Origin of the sequence: Corynebacterium sp. MSK035 (assembly GCF_030232615.1) — a bacterium.
GTDB lineage: Bacteria > Actinomycetota > Actinomycetes > Mycobacteriales > Mycobacteriaceae > Corynebacterium > Corynebacterium jeikeium_D.
Window position 1 is genome coordinate 1 of sequence record NZ_JASPJP010000021.1, and the last position, 20,610, is coordinate 20,610.

The following is a 20,610-nucleotide window of genomic DNA, read 5'->3' on the forward strand; positions in this document are numbered from 1 at the left end:
TCAATCGGCATCCAGAAAGGCCAAATCTAACCCCCGCGCGACACGCCGAGCCAGACACACATTTTGTCGTTTAACCCACAAATTTTGCCACGAAAGTGTCATAAACCTGGTCAGTAACTATGTGGAGTTTAAGCCAGTGCGCGGTTGACCGCGCTGGTGACTGCCTTCAGCGACGCGTAGGTGATGGAACCAGCGATGCCGGAGCCCCAGACCTTGGTGCCGTTGACATCTGCGAGGACGTAGGCCGCAGCCTCGGCGTCGTCACCTGCGGTGCGAGCGTGCTGGACGTATTCCTGAACCTCGACGTTGATGCCGAGCTTCTCCAGGGCGTTGGCGTAAGCGGCCAGCGGGCCGTTGCCGACACCCTCAACGGTCTGCTCCTTGCCCTCGTAGACGATGTGAGCCTTGATCTTGGTGGCGTCCGACTCGTTCTGAGGGGCATCGACAGTCAGGGCAATCTGCTCGAGTGGAGCCTCGCGGTCCAGGTACTCACCTGCGAAGATGTCCCAAATCGCCTTGGAGTTGACCTCGCCGCCCTCGGCGTCGGTGACTGCCTGCACGACGGAGGAGAACTCGACCTGCATGGAGCGCGGCAGGTTCATGCCGTGGTCCGTCTTCATGATGTAGGCCACGCCGCCCTTGCCGGACTGGGAGTTCACGCGAATAACGGCCTCGTAAGAACGACCAACGTCCTTCGGGTCGATGGGCAGGTAAGGAACTTCCCAGGTCACCGCGCGCAGGTCCTCGTCGGAAAGCTCCTTGACGGCAGCGCCCGGGCGGACCTTGTCTGCCATTGCGTCGAGGCCCTTGTTCACGGCGTCCTGGTGGGAACCGGAGAAAGCGGTGAAGACCAGGTCGCCGCCGTACGGGTGGCGCTCCGGAACGCGCAGCTGGTTGCAGTACTCGACGGTGCGGCGGATCATATCGATGTCGGAAAAGTCGATTTGCGGGTCGACTCCCTGGGTCAGCATGTTCAGGCCCAGAGTGACCAGGCAGACGTTACCGGTGCGCTCGCCGTTGCCGAAGAGGCAGCCCTCGATGCGGTCAGCGCCGGCCATGTAGCCGAGCTCAGCGGTGGCGATGCCGGTGCCGCGGTCGTTGTGCGGGTGCAGCGACAGAATGATGGAGTCGCGGCGGTTGAGGTTGCGGTGCATCCACTCGATGGAGTCTGCGTAGACGTTCGGAGTGATCATCTCCACGGTCGACGGCAGGTTGATGATGATTGGGTTGTCCGGAGTCGGGTCGATGACATCAACCACGGCGTCGACAACTTCCTTGGCGTACTCAACCTCGGTGCCGGTGTAGGACTCCGGCGAGTACTCCCAGCGCCAGTTGGTGTCCGGGTAGTCCTTCGCGATGGTCTTAATCAGCTCCGCGGCGTCGGTGGCAATCTTCTTGATTGCGTCCTTGTCCTTACGGAACACAACATCGCGCTGCAGGATCGAGGTGGAGTTGTAGAAGTGAACGATGACGTTCTTTGCTCCGGCACATGCCTCGAAGGTGCGGCGGATCAGGTGCTCGCGAGCCTGAACCAGAACCTGGATGGTGACATCGTCCGGGATCATGTTCTTCTCAATGATCTCGCGCACGAAGTTGTAGTCAGTCTGGGAAGCGGACGGGAATCCGACCTCAATTTCCTTGTATCCCATCTGGACCAGCAGCTCGAACATGCGGCGCTTGCGCTCCGGACTCATCGGATCAATCAGTGCCTGGTTGCCGTCGCGCAGGTCGACGGCACACCAAACCGGTGCCTTAGTAATGCGCTTGTCCGGCCAGGTGCGGTCCTTCAGCTGGAAGTCCTGAACTTCCTGGTCGTAAGGCAGGTAGCGGTTGGTTGCCATCTGGGAGTTGCGCTGCTTATTCCAAGCAGGCTGTCCTTCCGGAATCTCGCCAGCAGGAGTGGAGATTACAGAAGGAGCGGAAATAAAAGCATCGGAAGGAGACATGTTGTGGGCCTTTCTAATTCGGACTTTTCTTGTAGGCCGGCACAACTTACCCCGCGACGGGGAGCCGGCCTTAAACCCAAGCCCCGCCGCGGCATAGAAGCAGTAGTCCGCGTTGCATGTGATGTACCTTACCCCGATGGTTATATGAATTTCATCATTCGGGGGTTTTAGTGGGGGAAATATGCTCAGCCATCCACACGCCACCCACCCCGCCCATCGATAGTTCTAAAGCTAGGACCAATGTATTTAGCGGGGTAAAGATGATAGCGTCCTTAAGGTGCAAACTAGCTGGTCTATTCTGAAGCGAGACTTGCGCCGTCTCCGCAATAGCCCAAGAGTGTGGGTGATTATCATCGGCGTGATGATTACCCCTGCCTTGTATTCCTGGTTCAACATCCCGGGCTTCTGGGATCCGTACGAGCACACCGAGAACATCGGTGTGGCAATTGTGAATGAGGACAAGGGCGCGAGTTCCTCGGTTACCGGAAGCCTCAATATCGGTAACCAGGTGGTCAAACAACTAAAACAAAATCATGAACTGGGCTGGCAGTTCCCCGATGCCGAGAAGGCAGACCGGGACCTAAAGCGCGGCAGGGTCTATGCCGAAATCACCATTCCGCCGAATTTCTCGCAGGAAATGGTTGACCTGATTCAAGGGCAGGGGCATCCAGCAAAGCTGAAATACCGCGCTAACCAGAAGATCAACGCGATCTCGCCGCACATCACGGCGCAGGGCGCGTCCGGTATTGATGGTCAGATTTCCGCTTCCTTTAATAAGGAGATTGCGAAGGCGGTCACCGAGGAGGTTAAGGAAGCTGGCGGCCTGCTGCAGGGCCGGTTCGATGCGGCTCGTCTCAATTCCGCTGACGCTTTCCAGGATGTCGCCGATGCGGTTGCCAATAGCCGCGATGAAGTCGGTGCTATCCAGGAGCAGATTGGCAATCTGCAGCCGACGATTGCGCAGATCAAGAAGACTCTCGGCAGCGTGGACACGGCCCTCGATGACGCCCAGGATGCGTTGACGCAGGTGCAGGCGATTACTGGTGAGCTCAACAACGAGGTCCTGAATTTCTCCGCGGATCTCAACGACGCCTACTTGCAGGGCAGCACCGCTCTGGTGGAGGGCACCGGTAACGCCAACGCCGCGATTGGCGCGATGACTGGCAATCTGCAGGGCGCAATTTCCCGTTCGGATTCTGCGACGGCTGCGGCGGAGGACATCGTCAACCAGGCGGATCAGGTCATTGGTGGGCTGAATTCCCTGCTGGAGGCCAACCCGCTCAATGGCCCGGATAAGCAGGCAATCCAGCGCACCATCGATGCGCTCGACGAGAGCAACGCCACCAATAAAGAGCTGGTGGAGGGCCTGAAGAACGTCTCCGGCTCGGCGCAGGGAACTCTTGACTCCCTCAACGCCACCAGCGAGGCATTGGCGCAGGCCACTAAGGACGGCAAGGCCGCCTCGGATCAGATTCGTCAGGCGTCCCAGGACGCACTCCCGCAGTTGAGCAAGGCGCTTAATCAGCTCAACGCGCGCGTGGGTTCGTACGCGGCGGCGCTGGGCGCGCAAAAGGACACCGTCAAGGAAACGTCCGCGCTTCTCGACGCTACGAGTGGGCAGCTTTCCGCTGCGACTCAGGTCCTCGAGAGCTTCAAGGCTGACCTTGATGGCGTACGCGATGGCCTGGAAACCGCGCGTCTCGATGTTCTTACCCTGGGTACCACCGAAGAGCGCGAAGCCATGAACATGGTCAATGACCTCGACCCCGAGGGAATTTCGCAGTTCCTGAGCGATCCGGCCGAGATCCAGACTGAGGCCGTGTTCCCGGTGGATCACTACGGCTCGGGTATGGCGGCGCTGTTTACCAACCTGTCGTTGTGGATTGGTGCGTTCATCCTGATTGTGATTTTCCGCGTGGAAGTTGATGCGGAAGGTTTCAAGGAAATCACGGTCGGCCAGGCGTACATGGGCCGCACCTTGCTACTGGGCATCATCGCTATTTTCCAGGCGCTGATTGTCTCCATTGGTGACATTGTCATTGGTGTGCAGAATGTCAGTGCGGTTGCGTTCGTCCTCACCTGTGTCGTGGTGGAGTTGTGTTATCTCGCCATTATTTACAGTATGGTGGCGGCATTTGGGCACGTGGGACGCGGTATCGCCGTGGTGCTCGCGTTTATTCAAATCCCTGGTGCCGCCGGTCTCTATCCAATTGAGATGACACCGGACTTCTTCCAGGCACTGAATCCGTTCTTGCCGTTGACCTACGGTATTGATGCTCTCCGCGAGACAATTGGTGGTTTTTACTCCAATTACTACCTGAAGAACATGCTCACCCTAATGGTCATGGCAGCGATCGCCTACGTGGTCGGCTACTGGCTGCGTCGCAGTCTGTCCTCGGTCAACGTCTTGGTTAACCACCAGCTTGAAGAGGGCGGTCTGGTCAACAACGAAGAAGTCCACCTGGTCGGTAGTGGGTACAAGCTCAGTGACCTGGTCTTCGCGCTGCGCAACCGCGAGGAGTACCAGACGCGAGTCGACGAGCGGATGGAGAATCTGCGTGGCAGCTACACGCTGTTCATGCGCATGGCCATTGGCATCGCCGTGGCCGCCCTGGTGGTGCTGGGTATTTTGGCCCGTAACTACCCGGATCAGAAGGCCCTGTTCTTCGGTCTGGCTTGCCTGTTTGTGCTGCTCTGCCTCGCCTACATCGCGGTGCGCGAGTACGTCAAGCAGTCTGTGATTCACGCCCAGGAGCTCAGCGAGATGTCGGAGGAGGAGCTGCGCGCCTACATGGAGCACCAGACTTCCCATCCGCATGCGTACTCGTTGGAAAATGCTGGCGATACGTTTGAGCCACAGACGAAGGTGTCGTCGGCAAGCGTGAAGACTTCCCCAGAAGGTGAAGCCTAATGAGAAACGTTCTTGAAATTGTGCGGAACGACTTTCGGGTGATCCGCCAGAACACGATGACCGGCATCATGGTTTTCGGTCTGGTGCTGATTCCGCTGCTGTTCACCTGCTTTAATGTGCTGGCCAGCTGGGAGCCGTTTGAGAACACCGAAAAGCTGAAGATTGCGGTCGCCAGTAATGACCGTGGTCATCGCACGGATATCGGTGCGATTGACGTCAACTTGGGCAATGAGGTGCTGTCGAAGCTGAGCCGTAACCACGAAATTGACTGGCAGATTACGGATTCTGAGGACGCCATCGACGGCACTAAGTCCGGTGACTACTACGCGGCAATCGTGCTTCCGGAGAACTTCAGTACTGAACTGATGACCTTCTACGTCCGGGGCACCAAGGCGCCTAAGCTGACGCTCTATACGAATGAGAAGAAGAACGCGCTTTCGTCAATCATTACGAGTAAGGGCGCGAGTGGCGTTATTCAGGAGATTGACAAGAACTTCACGCAGGTCGTCGCCAGTGTTGGGCTGGGCGTGATCACCTCGCTGGATGAGTATCTAAACACCTCCGACTCCAAGCAGGCACTGACGCGCGTGCAAAACCGCGTTGATGACACCGCCGCGCGGCTGCGCTCCGGTGCGCAGACTGCTCGTTCGCTGTCCACGCTGGTGGAGACCACCGTGCCGCTGGTGGAGACCGCGGATTCCATTTTGGAAAACGCTGGTGCGCGGATGGACATTCTGCGCAATGGTTCGGGTGACGGCAACGTCGCAGGCGATCTGGAAGCCGCGGTCGGCAATGTTCGCGACTCGGTTAGCACGGCGCTCGACGCAACGCAGTCGAGCTACGAAGGCGTGCGCGACCGCGTCAACGAGCTTGTCGACGGCACCCAGGCCACCAGCGGCGCGACCGCGGATACCTTCGATGCGATGGCGGCCAAATTCGGCCAGCAGGCCGACGGTCTGACTGCGATGCGCGACCGCCTGGAAGACACCGTGGGGGCAGTGGTTCCGGGTGTCGCTAAGCCGGGCTATGACCGCGCGATTTCCGATCTGAACACCTCGATTGCTCGCACCCGTGGGCTGCAGGAGAGTTTCTCCGCCGTGGCGGCGGATTTGCGTGGTGGCCGGGATACGGGATCGTCGATAAGCCAGGCGAAGGACGCTTTCACGGCTGCGATTGCCGCTGTGGAAAATGCCAAGAACTCCTACGAGCAGAACCTGCGCCCGCAGATCGACGCACTGTCGGAGCCGGTGTCGCGACTGAGCACCGACATCGAGGTCATTGGCGAGGACATTCGTGGCATCCGCGGTACCCTTTCCGGCTCGCCGGTGGATACGCTTCGTAAGACTAGCGCCGCCACAATGGGCCTGAGCAACCGTTTTGATGATCTGGCGGCTCGCTTCGACGAGATTCACAACGCGCTGGAAGAGGCGAAGGACACCGGGGACCTCTCGCGAATTGCTGAGGCCGTCGGTGATGACCCAAGTGCCCTGGCAGCGCAGTTGGCCGCGCCGGTGCAGGTCGAGGAAGACCCCGTCTTCCCAGTCCAGAGCTTCGGTGCGGGCATGGCGCCGTTCTATGCGACACTCGCACTGTGGATCGGTGCGCTGCTGTCGTCGGTGCTGATTCGCACCACAGTGCGTAGCCGCGGCGCTCAGAAGGTCGGTGCTGATGAGGTCGAGAATGTGGTCAGCGATGCAGTCGATGATGCGCAGGGCGATGCAGCCAGCGATGAAATCGACGAGCCGACCAGTGACGCACAAATCAACGCTGCGCAGGCCGAGGACTACACCCGCGTCGAGAAATACTTCGGCCGGTTCGCCACCTTCGCCAGCGTGGGCCTGGTTCAGTCCACACTGATGGTGTTGGGACTCCAGGTGTACGTGGGCATCGAGCCCGCGCACCGATTCCTGATGCTGCTGGCCGGCTGGGTGATTTCGCTGGTGTTTATGATGATTGTCTTCTCGTTCGTCTTCACCTTCGACAACGCCGGCAAGGCCATCTGCGTGCTGTTGCTGGTGATGCAGGTCTCGGCCGCAGGTGGCGCGTATCCGCTGCCGCTGGTGCCACAGTGGGTCCAGAACATTAGCCCTTGGCTGCCGGGTACCTACGCGATCGATATGTTCCGCAGCTCCATCGCCGGTATCTATGAGGCAGACTACTGGAAGCTGATGTTCATGTTGGCGCTGTTCATCATCCCGTCGCTGATTCTGGCGCTGGGCCTTCAGCGCATCTTTGAAAAGGGAATCAACGAGATCAAGAATGCAATCGAGGAGACGAAGGTGATGGGCACCTCGTAAGGAGGCCTAATCCTCTGCCTCGTCATCCTCGCGCTCGTTGCTCTCGCGCTCGGCTTCCGGCTCGCCCTTGCCGTCGCGCGAGAGCTTCCGCAGCCACCAAATCAGCAGCGCAATGATCACCGCCGCTGCTGCCAGGATGGCCCACATCCACCACTGCCACTGCGAACCGCTGCCGTCGAACACGGACTCCTCGTCAGGATCCATCGGCACCTGATGCCCCGTCACCAGCAGTCGGTGCGTGTTAATGCCGTAAGGCGTGCACGTAATCAGGGTGATCAGGTCTTCTCCGGGGACGCGTCGTAAAGCATCGGTTTCATCCGGCTTTACGACGGTTACGTCGTGGACCTCATACTTCAACTTGTGACCCGCGACTGCGATGTAGAACGCGTCGCCCTTCTTGACCTTGTCGAGGTTGTCCCACAGCGTCGCATTCTGCAGACCCGTATGCGCGGACAGCGACGCGTGACGACCTTCACCCTCGCCCACGCCGCCGACCGGGAAGTCGGTGCCGTAGAGGTGACCGACACCGCGCGAAAGCGACTTTTCCGACGTGCCGTGGAAAACGGGCAGGTCAGAGTTGATGGACGGGATGACGATGCGGCCGAGCGCGTCGGTCTCGCCAAGCACGTCGAGGTAGTGACGGTAGCGCTGGTACTCCGGGGAAGACTCGTCATCGGAGGTGGTCCAGGCATCGCCGGGATTGACCTCGCCGAGACTGGCGTTGTACTCGTGGGCCTCGTTCCAGGCGGTGTCCAAGACCTCGGGAGGAGCGGATTTCTCCAGCTTGGAGTACTCATCTGCGGCGCGGGCCTGCAGGAAGTTGTTCCACTGCGTTGCGACAACCGGGTACAGCAGCACGCCCAAACCGCCAATGATCAGCAGCAGGGCGATGATGGTGTTCGAGTTGAGCTTCTTGCCCTTTTGGGGCTTTGCTTTGGTGTTGGTTGCGGCGGTTTTGGTTGCGGCGCTGGTGCTGTTTGCGCGTTCGGACTTCCGCTTAGATGTCGGTTTGGATGCCCGCTTGGAAGTTGCCCGCTTGGAATGGGAATGACGCCCCATCGAGTCCTACCTTTGGTGACCTTGTGCATAGCGGCCACGGGTCTTTCTCACCAGGGATAATTCCCGGGCAGGGATAGCCAGGCCGACAAATCGCTAACGACTTAATAAGTGCAAATACCAATTTATGTCATGCGGCCCGGGAGAGTTGAACTCTACTTACCGCGCGGCGGCATCGGTGGAGTCTGTGGTGGTGATTTCGGTGCTTGGGGCGTCGGTGTTTGCCGTGCTTGCGGTGCTTGGGGTGTCGGTGTTTGCGGTGCTTGGGGCGCTTGCGGCGCTTGTGGAGGTGGCCTCTGCCGGCCGAGCCGCCAGGGCAATAGTGGCAGAAATCATGGTTACCAGTGCGATAAACAGCGCTACCCATTGCACACCAACTGCCTGGAAGCGCTCACCAAGAACGATGTATCCCAAGCTGAAGGCAACGATCGGTTCCACGACGGTCATAGCTGGCAGCGAAGCCTGCAACGGCCCCGCGTTAAAAGCCGCCTGCTGCAGGCCGACGCCAATAACCGCCAGTGCCACAAGCAGCCAGAGTTCCCAGGAGAGCAGGAGCTGGACGAGCCCGTCATTGACATAAGTATCGACCACCGACTTAGACAGCAACGCGACGAAGCCGTACAGCCAGCCGGTTGCCATGCCGAGCAGTAGGGCCTTCGGGTTCTGGCGCAGCACTCCGCGCTGTTTGGTGTCTGAGCCGCCGCCGGCGCCGGTGCCGGTGTTGGGCCACTGAACTGCAGCGGCGTAAAGCCCGCAGGTGACCACGCCACCGACGGCAAGAGCCCATCCCCACAGGTAGGTGGGGATATCGGTGGAGCCGGCAGTCGGCTTGCCGAGCAACACCAGCGTCGCCACCGCAAAAGTAAGCGCCACGGACCAAATCATCTCTGACCGCGAAATCCGCCGACCATTGACCTTCGCCGCCAGCGGGAGCGTGAGCATCAGCTTCATAACCAACAACGGCTGTACCAGGAGCAACGTGCCAAATGCCAACGCTGCGACCTGAAATACATACCCGGCAATCGCCAAAGTCGAGCCTAGCCACCAGCGTGGCAGCTTCAGGGTCTTCGCCACTCCGCGAAGTGTGCTGGTGCCCTCTTCCAGTGTTCGGGAGAGGTTGTGGCGGATGACGGTTCCCCACGCGATGCTGAGCGCGGACAGCAGTGCCAGTATCGCAGCGAGAAGGTCATTGTTCACGTAGGAAATGCTAGGCATGCAACACTTGTCATGTCCACTTCGCAGGGGTTGGGCGGGGCAGTGTTTTGTGCCCGCAGCGCCTCGGGGAGTAGCTGGCGGATTAGCTGGTTCGGCCAAGATGCTGACTGAGCCCGGGCCGGGGAGCCCGGAGTGGAGCTGACTGAGCCCGGGAGTTCCTGGCGCAGTACCGAGAGTTACTGACCTAGTTTATGTCAGTTTTGACAAGTTTCAGGGCTTATTTTTGTCATAAACCTAATCAGTTTCACATTTGCAGCCCGCTGGCAGCCCGCAGCCGCGCCCGATTCACACCCAACCGACACCCAACCCACAGCCCAAGCACCCCAAACACCCCAGCCGTCACACTCTCAACGCGCAGCCGCGCTCACCCCACGCCCAACCACGACTCCACGCAACCACGATCCCGCAAACCCCCACGCAACCCGCCCCAAAACCCCCACGCAACCCCCACACAACCCCCGCAAGCTACGTTTTGGTAACCCACTATGTAATTACGAATGCGACTCAAGTAAATTGAGTCAATAATAGTTACGTGCATATAGTTGCCTAGTTTTTGGAGGTTGCCGACCATGGCACTGGTTGTGCAGAAGTACGGTGGTTCATCCCTGGAGAGCGCCGAACGCATTCGTCGTGTTGCAGAACGAATTGTGGAAACCAAAAAGCAGGGCAATGACGTCGTGGTTGTGTGCTCCGCAATGGGCGACACCACCGATGAGCTTCTGGACCTCGCTGAGCAGGTCAACCCGGTCCCGCCGGGACGCGAGATGGATATGCTCCTGACCGCCGGTGAGCGTATTTCTAATGCACTGGTCGCTATGGCGATTGCAAGCCTCGGCGCCTCGGCTCGGTCTTTCACCGGTTCACAGGCCGGCGTGATCACCACGGAGCGCCACGGTAACGCCCGCATTGTCGAGGTCACTCCAGGTCGCGTCCGCGAGGCCCTCGATGAGGGCCATATCTGCCTAGTGGCCGGTTTCCAGGGGGTGAACCGCGAGACCAAGGATGTCACTACGCTGGGCCGTGGTGGCTCGGATACCACTGCGGTCGCGCTCGCGGCAGCTCTGGAGGCAGATGTCTGCGAGATTTACTCCGACGTGGACGGCGTGTACACGGCGGATCCGCGCATTGTGCCGGATGCACAGCGCTTGGACAACATTTCCTTCGAGGAAATGCTGGAAATGGCTGCGGTTGGCGCGAAGATTTTGCAGCTGCGAAGTGTCGAATACGCCCGCGCGTTTAATGTCCCGTTGCGTGTGCGTTCGTCGTATAGCAATGAACTTGGCACCCTTGTTGATGGATCGATGGAGGATATCCCTATGGAAGAAGCAGTGTTGACCGGTGTGGCGCATGACCGCTCCGAGGCGAAGGTGACCGTGCTGGGCATTCCGGATGATCCGGGCCAGGCGGCGAAGATGTTCCGTGCTGTTGCGGATGCGGAGATCAACATCGATATGGTGCTGCAGAACGTCTCGACCATCGCGGATAACCGCACTGACATTACTTTCACGTGCCCGCGCGAGGACGCTCCGAAGGCGATGGCGTTGCTGAAGAAGCTGCAGGCTGACAATGACTGGAACGACGTGCTTTACGACGATCACGTGGGCAAGGTCTCCTTGGTCGGTGCTGGCATGAAGTCCCACCCGGGTGTGACTGCGACGTTCTGTGAGGCGCTCGCTGATGAGGGTGTGAATATCGACCTGATTTCCACTTCTGAGATTCGTATCTCGGTGCTGGTTAATGACCAGGATGTCGATAAGTCTGTGAAGGCTCTGCACGACGCTTTCAATCTCGGTGGCGACACTGAGGCTGTTGTTTACGCTGGTACGGGACGCTAAGGAGTTCTCAATGACCACGATTGCTGTTGTTGGTGCCACTGGCCAGGTTGGTCGTGTGATGCGCACTCTTCTGGCGGAGCGTAATTTCCCGGCCGATAAGGTTCGTTTTTTCGCTTCTGCTCGTAGTGCGGGCAAGGAGTTGGAGTTCCGCGGCGAGAAGATTGTTGTCGAGGATGTCGCGGCTACTTCTGACGAGGATCTGAAGGGCATTGATGTCGCGGTGTTCTCCGCTGGCGGCACGCTGTCGAAGGAGCAGGCTCCGCGTTTTGCGGCTGCTGGCGCTGTTGTTGTTGATAACTCGTCGGCGTGGCGTAAGGATCCGGAGGTCCCGTTGGTGGTCTCCGAGGTCAACCCGGATGCTTTGCAGGACATCCCGAAGGGAATTGTCGCTAATCCGAACTGCACCACGATGGCCGCGATGCCGGTGCTCAAGCCGCTTCACGACGAGGCCGGGTTGCAGCGTCTGCGTGTGTCCTCCTACCAGGCCGTCTCGGGTTCGGGCCTTGCTGGCGTGAATACTCTGGCTGGCCAGGTGCGCGAGAACATCGACAACCTGGAGAAGCTGACCACTGATGGTTCGGCTCTGGTAGCGGAGGACTTTGGTCCGTACGTCGCACCGATTGCTTTCAACGCGCTGCCGGTGGCCGGCAACTTTGTTGATGATGGTTCGCTGGAGACCGATGAGGAGCAGAAGCTCCGCAATGAGTCCCGCAAGATTCTGTCTATCCCCGAGCTGGCTGTTGCTGGTACCTGTGTGCGTGTTCCGGTCTTCACTGGCCACACGCTGGTGATCCACACTGAGTTTGAGAATGCTCTGTCCGTGGAGAAGGCTACTGAGCTGCTGGAGTCCGCGCCGGGCGTGAAGGTCGTCGACGTTCCGAATCCGCTCGCTGCCGCTGGTGTGGATGAGTCCCTGGTGGGTCGTATCCGTGTCGATCAGTCGGTTCCGGAGGGGCGTGGCCTGGTGATGGTTGTCTCTGGCGACAATCTGCGTAAGGGCGCTGCTCTGAATACCATCCAGATTGCGGAGTTGTTGGTCGCTGACCAGTAGTTGAGCGCAGTACTTGAGAGCGCAAAAAGTTAAGCCTTGGCACTTAGTGAACTTCGTGCTCTCAATGACAACTACTCCCCACTAGTCGGTAACTGATTTCTCAGTCCAACTAATGGGGAGCAGTTCACATTGTTGCGGTAGGGGGGCCTATTTTTTCTTATTGACGCCCACGCTTTCCGCTTGGCTGCAGCGCCAGCGGAATGTGAGATTGTGCGAGCGCAGTGCTGGGGGGATTGCGTGACGGGAGGCGCCGGCGCCCTATTTGGTGGCGTGAGGATGTGCAGATGTCGCTAGACCGGGAATGCGTGGCCGACGGCGCCGTATTTGGGGCGCTAGCAGGGGTGAATGTCGCTAGAACGGGAATGCGTTAAAGACACTGATTTGCAGCTCCGCAAAACTGCAGGTCAGGGAATTGACGCAAAATTCGGAGGCGCGCCTGTGCTGACAGATTCCCGTTCTAGCGACATTTCGACCTTCGAAGTGCAACTTTTCCGACAGTTGGTGCCACGAGTTGCAATAGCGCGAGCATCTCGGCATTGAGAGCCAGGGTGGCTAGGGTGGCCAGGGCGGTGACAGTGGCCAGGGTGGCTAGGGTGGCCAGCGTGGCGACGGTGGCCAGGGCGGCGATGGAGTCGGTAGCGGCCGAGCAGGAAGCGGACTAATTTAGGGTAGCCTGTTGTGTGGTTAGCCTTACCTGTGTAATATAGGCTCGATTGCTGTGTTGGCCGTAGCCGAAAGAGGCCATCAGTCTCTTGGGGCTACGGGTACTTTACAGCGTTTCAAAGAGTTCCTTACGCGTTAGGCTTTCACATGTTTCGAAACAATTCGCTGACCCGTCGAGCGGCGCTGAAGACCGCCGCTGTCTTGGCAGCATCCACTCTTGTTCTGTCTGGTTGCTCCCGAGGCGACGACGCGGCGGCGTCAAAAAATGAGGGCACCGGGGACGAGCGCATCGCCGCAGTTGGCCTGGGAGACAGCGATACCTTGCTCGCTCTAGGCATCCAACCAGTCCTCGTAGCGCCCTGGGGTGCTGAGGGAGATGTTGATGCATCTGGCGTCGGCCCATGGGCTACCGAAAAGCTCGGCGACAACAAGCCTGAAGTGGTTTACGGTACTGCCAACGGATTCACTGCTGAAATCCTGGAGAAGATCTCCGCCGCTGATCCGGACAAGATCATTGCGGTGAACTCTGCCGTAGACGCGCAGGCGAAGAAGGCGCTTAATGACATCGCCCCAACCACCGTTAAGCCAGACGGTGCCACGGACTGGCAGATCCCCTGGCGGGATCAGGTCAACCAGATCGCCGGCGCTGTAGACAAGCAAGAAGAAGGCGACAAACTCGTCGAAGAAACGCAGAAGGCCTTCGATGATTTCCAACAGCAGCACCCTGAGCTCAAAGGCAAGCGTGCGGCTATCGTCATGCCTTATCAGGGAAAGATCGGCCTGTACACCTCCGGTGACGGTCGCGGGCAGTTTATCAAGAGTCTGGGCTTCGAGATCCCGAAGGAGCTCGAAGGTAACGGGGGCGAGTTCTACCGCGACATCGCACCTGAGAACTACAGCGACCTCAACAACGTCGATTACCTCTTCATCCTTGATTACCAGGGTGCCGCCGATACCTTGAAGAAGGATCCAACATTCAGCAAGCTGGACGTTGTTCGCGAAGGCAAGGTCCGCTGGATGGACGAAAACGTGGGCAATGCAATGAGTATGCCGAACCCATTGACCATCCCCTGGGCAGTCGACAAGTTCTCTGACGCAATTTAATTGAAAGTGTCCGTTTCAAGAGCTCGACATTCTTTGGTGTTTTCCCGGCGTTTGCTTACTTCGGCCGCACTCGTTGGCTTGGCTTTGCTGCTGCTTGCCTCCCTGTACTTGGGTTCCAAAGATCTTTCCATTGGCGAAGTGACCAGCATCCTCATGCATGGTCCGCACCCATCTACGCAATCCGGCATCATTTGGGACTTGCGCGTTCCGCGCACCCTCTTGGCTGTGATCACAGGCGCAGCCCTGGCTATGGCGGGTGCCATTGCTCAGAGCTGGACCCGCAACCCCCTGGCAGATCCCGGCATTATCGGCGTGAACGCTGGAGCAAGTTTCGCAGTCGCTGCGGCACTGACCTTGGGCTGGGCAACGACGGTCGGGGAGCGGACACTTGTAGGGCTCGTCGGGGCGGCCGTCGCTGCCTTAATCGTGCTGTTGATTTCCCGCGTATCGCGTAACCCGCTAACTCTGGTACTCGTGGGCGTGGGAGTTACCTTCGCCCTGCAAGCGGCCACGAATATGCTGAGCCTCTATTCTTCCGACACCCTGGAAGGGCTCCGCCGCTGGACCGTTGGCTCTACAGCTGGGCGGGGTATGGAAGACGTGGCCTTAGCTGCTTTAGGTCTAGCACTAGGTGCTCTATGTGGTGCGCTTGCAGCACGCCCGCTGGATCTACTTGCGATGGGAGAGGACTCCGCCCGTTCCCTTGGCAGCTCGCCCACGAGAACCCGCTTGTTGGCTGCCGCAGCGGTGATCATCCTCGCCGGCTCGGCGACAGCCACTGTGGGGCTTGTGACATTCGTGGGCTTCGCCGTGCCACACCTACTACGCCCGTTTACCGGCCCGTCCCTGACTCGCCTCTTGCTGCCGACCGGCATTGTTGGTGGCGCGGCTGTGTTGCTAGCCGATATTGTGGGCCGCTTCGTCCTGCAGCCTAACGAGCTGGAAATGTCCATTGTCTTAGCTATTGTCGGTGCCCCAGTGATGATTCTGGCGGTGCGACGTAAGAAGAGTTCACCGACCTCGAATGACTCGGAGCTGACGATATGAGCGATATGACGTCTATCCGTAGTATTAAGCGTTCACGAAGCAGACGCGTCCTGGCGGCTTCGGCAGGGTTCGCCCTCGTAGCGGCTCTTTGTTACTGCTTAATCCTGGGGCAAGGAGCGGTGAAGCTCAGCCCGATGGAAGTCATCGAGGTTCTCACCGGTGGGGGCACACAGCAAGCAATCAACGTGGTGTGGGATCTCCGCCTGCCTGTAGCAATCGCTACCGTTCTGGTCGGCGCGGCTCTAGGGCTGGCAGGTGCGTGGACTCAGACCATGGCCCGCAATCCGCTGGCCAGCCCGGACATTCTCGGTGTATCCGGCGGCGCGGCGGTTTTGGTTGTGGCGGGCACCGTAGTTACCCGCCCTGCATGGAGTGAGGGGGTGCCGACGTTCTGGTGGCGTGCTGCACTCGCTTTGCTTGGCGCACTAGTGATCGTTGGTTTGCTCGTTCTACTCGGTGGCTTCGGGACGTCGCAGCGCGTAGTGGTCATCGGCCTGGCACTGTCTTTCCTCACGCAGTCTTTAGTGCAGTATCTCCTGCTCCGGGCTGACTTAACTCGTGCCACGGATGCCCAAACTTGGCTCGCTGGGTCTACCGGCTTTGTGCGTATGGAAGCTTTGTTTCCTATGGTGTTGGGCCTGTTGCCCTTCGTAGTTTTAGGCCTCTGTGTTACGCGCGATGTCCCTCTTCTTTCTCATGATGACGCCACCGCGTCCACACTTGGGGTAAATGTCACGAGGGTGCGCGCTATTTTGCTCATTGCCGCAACGGGCATTGTCGCGGTGGTGGTTTCCTTTGTCGGCCCAATTGGATTCGTGGCACTATTGGCTCCTCAGCTGGCCAAGCTGGTGGCCGGAACGCCCACGCCCCATCCGTTGTGCTCTACTTTTGCAGGCGCTGCTCTATTAGCTGCGTGCGCCGTCGTGGCGGGCGCACTGCCATTTACATCCCCTGTGGGTTTGGTTACCGCCATCATCGGTGGCCCCGCGTTGGTGTTGCTTGTGTGGTTGGCGGCCCGTCGCGGAACTCTGAAAGGAATGGTTCAATGAACGTTCAAGTTGATCACGTCACCGTGGGCTACAACGACGGCCCAAGCATTGTTAAGGACGTGTCTTTCACTGCAGAGCCCGGGAAGGTCACCACGCTCTTAGGCCCCAATGGTTGTGGCAAGTCGACGTTGCTCAAGACGCTTTCTCGGCTGCTTGCTCCCGCCGAAGGACGGGTTCTTGTAGAGAAAAAGGACGTGCATAGTTTGCGGTCGCGCGAAGCCGCCCAACTAATTGCGCTTTTGCCACAACACCCGCTGTGTCCGGCGGGATTGACCGTTGGAGAACTTGTGGAGCGCGGACGGCACCCTTATCGTCGATCGCTCTGGGGTGGGGGAGCGACGGCGTCAGAAGATAAAGAAAAAGTGCGCGAGGCGCTGAAGAAGACGAAGGTTGACCATCTTGTTGCCCGCGACGTGGCGGAGCTTTCTGGCGGCCAGCGGCAGCGGGTCTGGATGGCGATGGTGTTGGCGCAGGATACGCCAATTGTGCTGTTGGACGAACCGACTACCTACCTAGATCCGGCACATGCGATAGAGATTCTAAGTATCGTGCGGGAGCTCGCTCAAGAGGGCAAGACGGTGATTACCGTACTTCATGATCTTGGCCTGGCGGGAGCTTTTAGCGACGAGATGATCGTCATGAAGGAAGGGGAAAAGATCGCCGAGGGTTCTCCAAAGGAGGCTCTGACGGTGGATGTGTTGCGCGAGGCATATGGCCTGAATGCCGAGGTGTGGGAAGATCCCCGCGGTATGGCTCCGATTATTGTGCCGCGAGGGATTGTGGCTAATTAAGGCCGTGCCCTGCCTAGGAACCAATAGGGGCACCACTGCACGGATTCGCTATTGAGGCCCCAGGTGTGAATTGCGTGGCGCCGTACTTCCTTGCAGAGCTGTCCTTCACCCGCGACCCAGACGTACTTCGACTGTGTTGCGGGGTGTTCGGCACGGTCCAGTTGCTGTAGGTGGGACATCACTGCCGTGCTGAAGTCCGTTGTAGCGCTAAACAGCACTTCTAGGCTGCCCAGCTTGCTCTCCCAGTCGGCGACGAGGGATGGCTCGAGGTCACCATGGTTCTCGGCGACCACTACGAGGTGTATGTCGCGCAACTGTTCCGGGGCAAACGCATCCGCGTAATCCAAAATGGCGCGAACGGAAGGTACGGCAGATGGGTCTGCGATAAGTGTTTGTGAACTTTGCGCGCGGTGCCAGAGGCCCTGGCATGTCCAGATGCCTACCTGGTCGCCAACACGAGTTGCAAGAGCCCAGGCGAGCCCTGGTCCGACGTGCTCATCTTTTGGATTTTTGACGCCATGTGTCGCCACGTCGAAAGTTATCTGTCCGCACTCGGGATCGAGTGAGCGTACGGTGTACCAACGTAAATTTGGGCGTTGGGTCTCCGGCATGGCTGTAACGCTTGCGCGGATATTGGCGCCACCTCCGTGGAGGGGTAAATGGAGATTCTCGCCGGGCTTAGCCGGCATAAAGAGGCCAAAGAATTCGTCCGGGCCGGAAAGCTGAAAGCCGACTAGCTCGGGGGAGCGGATGACAATCCTCTGCAGGTTTTCTGCCGGGGCGCTGACGTCATAAACAGTGGCGCGGATGATTCGATGGTGCGGTTCAGAAGGGGCGGCCAAGAGTAGGTGGTCAGAAAAGGCCGCGCGGTAGGCGGAAGTGTTCGTCGGAGTGTTCAGGGTAACTGGGTTCGAGGTCATAGTGGGAGTTAACTTACCCTTACCTAAAGCAAAAGTGAAAGGGTGAGGGGCAGAAAAAGCCCCGCGGGGATCCGAGGTGAACTGGTCCCCGAAAGTTGGACTGGTTTAACTCTAGGCGGTTAGGGCTTCAAGGGTCTGATTTCGATATTGCATCGGGGTCAGGCCCTTGAGTCGTTGTTGGACGCGTTCGGTGTTGTACCACTGGATGTATTCGTCGATTACTTGGTTGAACTCTGCGACAGTGTCGAAGACTTCTCCGTGGTACATCTCGGTTTTCACGTGGCCGAAGAAGTTCTCCATGACCGCGTTGTCGTAACAGTTGGCTTTACGCGACATCGACTGAACACCGCCGTTGTCGCCGATCAGGTCACGCCACGAGGCATGCTGGTACTGGAAACCTTGATCGGTGTGCATCATCCACCCGGGTTCAGGTGCCCACGCCGCGATCGTCTTGGGCAAAGAATCGGTGGTCAACGCTGTCGACGGCGATGTAGCCACGGTGTGGGCAACGATTGAGCGGTCGAACAAGTCCATCACCGGTGACAGGTAGACCTTGCGGCCTGCGACCCTGAACTCGGTGACGTCGCTGACAAAGACGGTATTTGGCTTATCTGGGGTGAATTTGCGGTCAAGCTTGTTGTCGGCAATGTGGCTGATCGTCCCGGTGTAGGAAACATAAGGTCTACGTTGGCGGATCTTGGCTCGCAGCCCCATCTCGCGCATGAGTTTGTAGACGAGTTTGTGGTTGACCACCCAGCCCTGGTTGCGTAGGTCAAGTAGCACTCGTCGGTAGCCGTAGCGATGCTTGTTACGCTCGAAGCTTTCCCGAATCGCTTGCTTGAGCTCGGCGTGGTTATCTGGCTTACTGAGTCGTTGTTGGTGGTAGAAGAACGTCGACCGTGGGATACCTGCTGCCTCTAGGAGGTACTCCAAGCGGTGGTGCGACTTGAGGATGACAATCGCCTGGACTTTCAGGCGCGTCCCTGATTCCTCAAGTCCCGCATTTTTTTAGATAGGCATTTTCGGCCCGCAACCGTTCGTTTTCGCGACGCAGCTTGTCTTCCTCCGACAGCGGCTTCGGCGTGACCGATCCTTTGGGTCTGCCCTTCGGCTTTGGTTTCAACGCGTCATCGCCGTCTTTGCGCCATTTCCACGTCCACCCGCGGACCAGCTGCTGTGATGACAGGCCAAATTCACGTGCAAGATCCATCGCTGTCTAGCCAGCAAGGTGGCGTTGGACAACTTCCTTCTTGATCTCGAACGAGTACTGCTGCTTAGTCGGTTTCTCCACAAGACATAGCCTGCATGCAGCTTAAACCGACGACAGAGCATACGGGCGGCATACTTGGAGACACCAAGGGCATTGGCAGCGGCTGTATAACCCATGCCTTGCTCAAATAGTTCAACCAACTGCTCGCGCTGATATTCACTTAGCGAACTTCGTGCTCTCAATGACAACTACTCCCCACTAGTCGGTAACTGATTTCTCAGTCCAACTAATGGGGAGCAGTTCATTAGGTGCCGAGGCGTTTCTGCTGGAAAAGGCGAGCCTGGTTTGGGGTGACCAAACGGCTAGCAATGTGACCCGTGACATGCGACGTTTGGGCATAAGTGCAGGTTAAATTTTGCCGTTATTCTGTTTCCAATTTCCTGGCTGAAGTGGGTCGAATTTCTATATTGTGACCGTTTTTCATCACCGGTACGGTTTTCGTGTGAGCACGGCAGTGGCCGCAAAGGAGAAGGCGAGAAGCCCTTTACCTTCAGCTCTGGGCATCGCGCCACACCATTTATCTACACTTCATTTTTCTAAAGGATCATCATGGATAACCTGTGCAATATCTGCGAACTGATTTCCTCCTTGCCAGCACCGGCTCCGCTGCCGGTACCTGAGTTCAACGTGAACTTCCCGGAGGGCCCACTGGTTCAGGTCGACTCTCTGTTCCCGAACTTCCACTCTCTGACTGAGGGCGGCAACCTGGGTCTGCAGAACGTTGGCGGCGATCAGGACAACGCTCTGCAGAATGTTGGCGGCAACCAGGGCCTCCAGAACGCTGGTGGCGACCAGCTGAACGGTGGCGACCAGATTGGCGGCGACAAGCTGGACAAGGGCGACAAGGTCGGCGGCGACCAGGTTAACGACAAGGGCCAGATTGGTGAGCGTCAGTCCGGTTTCCAGACCGGTGGCCAGGATCAGAGCCTGCAGAACGTCGGTGGCGACCAGGGTCTGCAGAACGGTGGCCAGGAGCAGGGCCTCCAAACCGGCGGTAAGAACCAGAATGGTCTCCAGACCGGCGGCCAAGAGCAGGGCATGCAGACCGGCGGTAAGAACCAGGGTGGCCTCCAGACTGGCGGCCAGGAGCAGGGTGCCCAGACCGGTGGCAACAACCAGGGTGGTCTGCTGGCCGAGGACGGTGCAGGTGACAACCTGCCAGTCGACCTGGACCTCACCGGTGCAAAGGCTATCTAAGACCGTCTAAGCCGACTTAGGCACTGCACTGCGCAGCTATTGGCTCTCGCGGCTATTAAAACGTAACAGCGCACGAGCGCCTTCTCACTCCTCGTGGAGTGGGGAGGCGCTTTTTTGCGTTTTTAGCTGGCGACGTTGGGTCGATCCGAGTTACTGACTGCGTTTATGACAAAAATGGCCCGAAAAATGGCTGGTAGGTTCAGGCGGTGAATGCATCACCACTTTCGACCAGGAGAAGTAGTGAAGCAAACCCGCCGA

13 protein-coding genes and 1 pseudogene are annotated in these 20,610 nt (G+C 58.6%); 9 read left to right on the forward strand and 5 right to left on the reverse strand.

What is annotated here, in order from left to right; genetic code table 11:
* Positions 1–128: 128 nt before the first annotated feature.
* Complete coding sequence (gene leuA / locus QP978_RS10060; protein WP_049193461.1) at positions 129–1,946, reverse strand: 2-isopropylmalate synthase; 1,818 nt, start codon at positions 1,944–1,946, stop codon at positions 129–131.
* A 277-nt stretch (positions 1,947–2,223) separates the two neighbouring features.
* Here leuA and QP978_RS10065 point away from each other — a divergent pair, with 277 nt between their 5' ends.
* Entirely contained in the window at positions 2,224–4,857 is a 2,634-nt protein-coding gene (locus QP978_RS10065; protein ID WP_070546293.1) for a YhgE/Pip domain-containing protein, read from the forward strand.
* The gene (locus QP978_RS10070; RefSeq protein ID WP_284857139.1) at positions 4,857–7,154 is read left to right on the forward strand and encodes a YhgE/Pip domain-containing protein; all 2,298 of its coding nucleotides are present in this window, start codon (positions 4,857–4,859) and stop codon (positions 7,152–7,154) included. Before QP978_RS10065 ends, QP978_RS10070 begins: the two co-directional genes overlap by 1 nt.
* A 6-nt stretch (positions 7,155–7,160) precedes the next feature.
* On the opposite strand, the gene QP978_RS10075 is transcribed toward QP978_RS10070, so the two are convergent.
* Complete coding sequence (locus QP978_RS10075) at positions 7,161–8,213, reverse strand: class C sortase (protein ID WP_284857140.1); 1,053 nt, start codon at positions 8,211–8,213, stop codon at positions 7,161–7,163.
* Positions 8,214–8,369: 156 nt separating this feature from the next.
* The gene (locus QP978_RS10080; protein WP_284857141.1) at positions 8,370–9,407 is read right to left on the reverse strand and encodes a DMT family transporter; all 1,038 of its coding nucleotides are present in this window, start codon (positions 9,405–9,407) and stop codon (positions 8,370–8,372) included.
* 587 nt (positions 9,408–9,994) lie between these two features.
* Here QP978_RS10080 and QP978_RS10085 point away from each other — a divergent pair.
* From QP978_RS10085 to QP978_RS10110, 6 genes are all read left to right on the forward strand, one after another.
* A complete protein-coding gene (locus QP978_RS10085; protein WP_070560676.1) occupies positions 9,995–11,260 on the forward strand; it encodes an aspartate kinase in 1,266 nt (421 codons plus the stop codon).
* 10 nt (positions 11,261–11,270) lie between these two features.
* On the forward strand, positions 11,271–12,311 hold the full coding sequence (locus tag QP978_RS10090) for an aspartate-semialdehyde dehydrogenase (protein ID WP_069359031.1): 1,041 nt from the start codon (positions 11,271–11,273) through the stop codon (positions 12,309–12,311).
* A gap of 810 nt (positions 12,312–13,121) precedes the next feature.
* Positions 13,122–14,078, forward strand: a complete 957-nt coding sequence (locus QP978_RS10095; RefSeq protein WP_016421885.1) for an iron-siderophore ABC transporter substrate-binding protein — start codon at positions 13,122–13,124, stop codon at positions 14,076–14,078.
* A gap of 51 nt (positions 14,079–14,129) precedes the next feature.
* Positions 14,130–15,125 (forward strand): FecCD family ABC transporter permease, encoded by a 996-nt coding sequence (locus tag QP978_RS10100; protein ID WP_222865141.1) that lies wholly within the window; start codon positions 14,130–14,132, stop codon positions 15,123–15,125.
* On the forward strand, positions 15,122–16,174 hold the full coding sequence (locus QP978_RS10105; RefSeq protein WP_371450598.1) for a FecCD family ABC transporter permease: 1,053 nt from the start codon (positions 15,122–15,124) through the stop codon (positions 16,172–16,174). The genes QP978_RS10100 and QP978_RS10105 overlap by 4 nt, the downstream gene beginning before the upstream one ends.
* Complete coding sequence (locus QP978_RS10110; RefSeq protein ID WP_016421888.1) at positions 16,171–16,965, forward strand: ABC transporter ATP-binding protein; 795 nt, start codon at positions 16,171–16,173, stop codon at positions 16,963–16,965. The genes QP978_RS10105 and QP978_RS10110 overlap by 4 nt, the downstream gene beginning before the upstream one ends.
* On the opposite strand, the gene QP978_RS10115 is transcribed toward QP978_RS10110, so the two are convergent.
* Both QP978_RS10115 and QP978_RS10120 read right to left on the reverse strand, forming a co-directional pair.
* On the reverse strand, positions 16,962–17,885 hold the full coding sequence (locus QP978_RS10115) for a siderophore-interacting protein (protein WP_016421889.1): 924 nt from the start codon (positions 17,883–17,885) through the stop codon (positions 16,962–16,964). The genes QP978_RS10110 and QP978_RS10115 overlap by 4 nt on opposite strands.
* Positions 17,886–17,996: 111 nt before the next feature.
* Positions 17,997–19,185: pseudogene (locus QP978_RS10120) on the reverse strand (IS3 family transposase); the annotation flags it as partial.
* Between the two features lie 519 nt (positions 19,186–19,704).
* Here QP978_RS10120 and QP978_RS10125 point away from each other — a divergent pair.
* Positions 19,705–20,352: a hypothetical protein gene (locus QP978_RS10125; RefSeq protein ID WP_070603613.1), complete on the forward strand. Its 648-nt coding sequence runs from the start codon at positions 19,705–19,707 to the stop codon at positions 20,350–20,352.
* Positions 20,353–20,610: the final 258 nt, after the last annotated feature.

Bases quoted from the DNA above. Each gene is read 5' to 3' on its own strand.
- leuA (WP_049193461.1), bottom strand. From the start codon at position 1,946: ATGTCTCCTTCCGATGCTTTTATTTCCGCTCCTTCTGTAATCTCCACT.
- QP978_RS10070 (WP_284857139.1), top strand. From the start codon at position 4,857: ATGAGAAACGTTCTTGAAATTGTGCGGAACGACTTTCGGGTGATCCGC.
- QP978_RS10075 (WP_284857140.1), bottom strand. From the start codon at position 8,213: ATGGGGCGTCATTCCCATTCCAAGCGGGCAACTTCCAAGCGGGCATCC.
- QP978_RS10085 (WP_070560676.1), top strand. From the start codon at position 9,995: ATGGCACTGGTTGTGCAGAAGTACGGTGGTTCATCCCTGGAGAGCGCC.
- QP978_RS10090 (WP_069359031.1), top strand. From the start codon at position 11,271: ATGACCACGATTGCTGTTGTTGGTGCCACTGGCCAGGTTGGTCGTGTG.
- QP978_RS10095 (WP_016421885.1), top strand. From the start codon at position 13,122: ATGTTTCGAAACAATTCGCTGACCCGTCGAGCGGCGCTGAAGACCGCC.
- QP978_RS10105 (WP_371450598.1), top strand. From the start codon at position 15,122: ATGAGCGATATGACGTCTATCCGTAGTATTAAGCGTTCACGAAGCAGA.
- QP978_RS10110 (WP_016421888.1), top strand. From the start codon at position 16,171: ATGAACGTTCAAGTTGATCACGTCACCGTGGGCTACAACGACGGCCCA.
- QP978_RS10115 (WP_016421889.1), bottom strand. From the start codon at position 17,885: ATGACCTCGAACCCAGTTACCCTGAACACTCCGACGAACACTTCCGCC.
- QP978_RS10125 (WP_070603613.1), top strand. From the start codon at position 19,705: ATGGATAACCTGTGCAATATCTGCGAACTGATTTCCTCCTTGCCAGCA.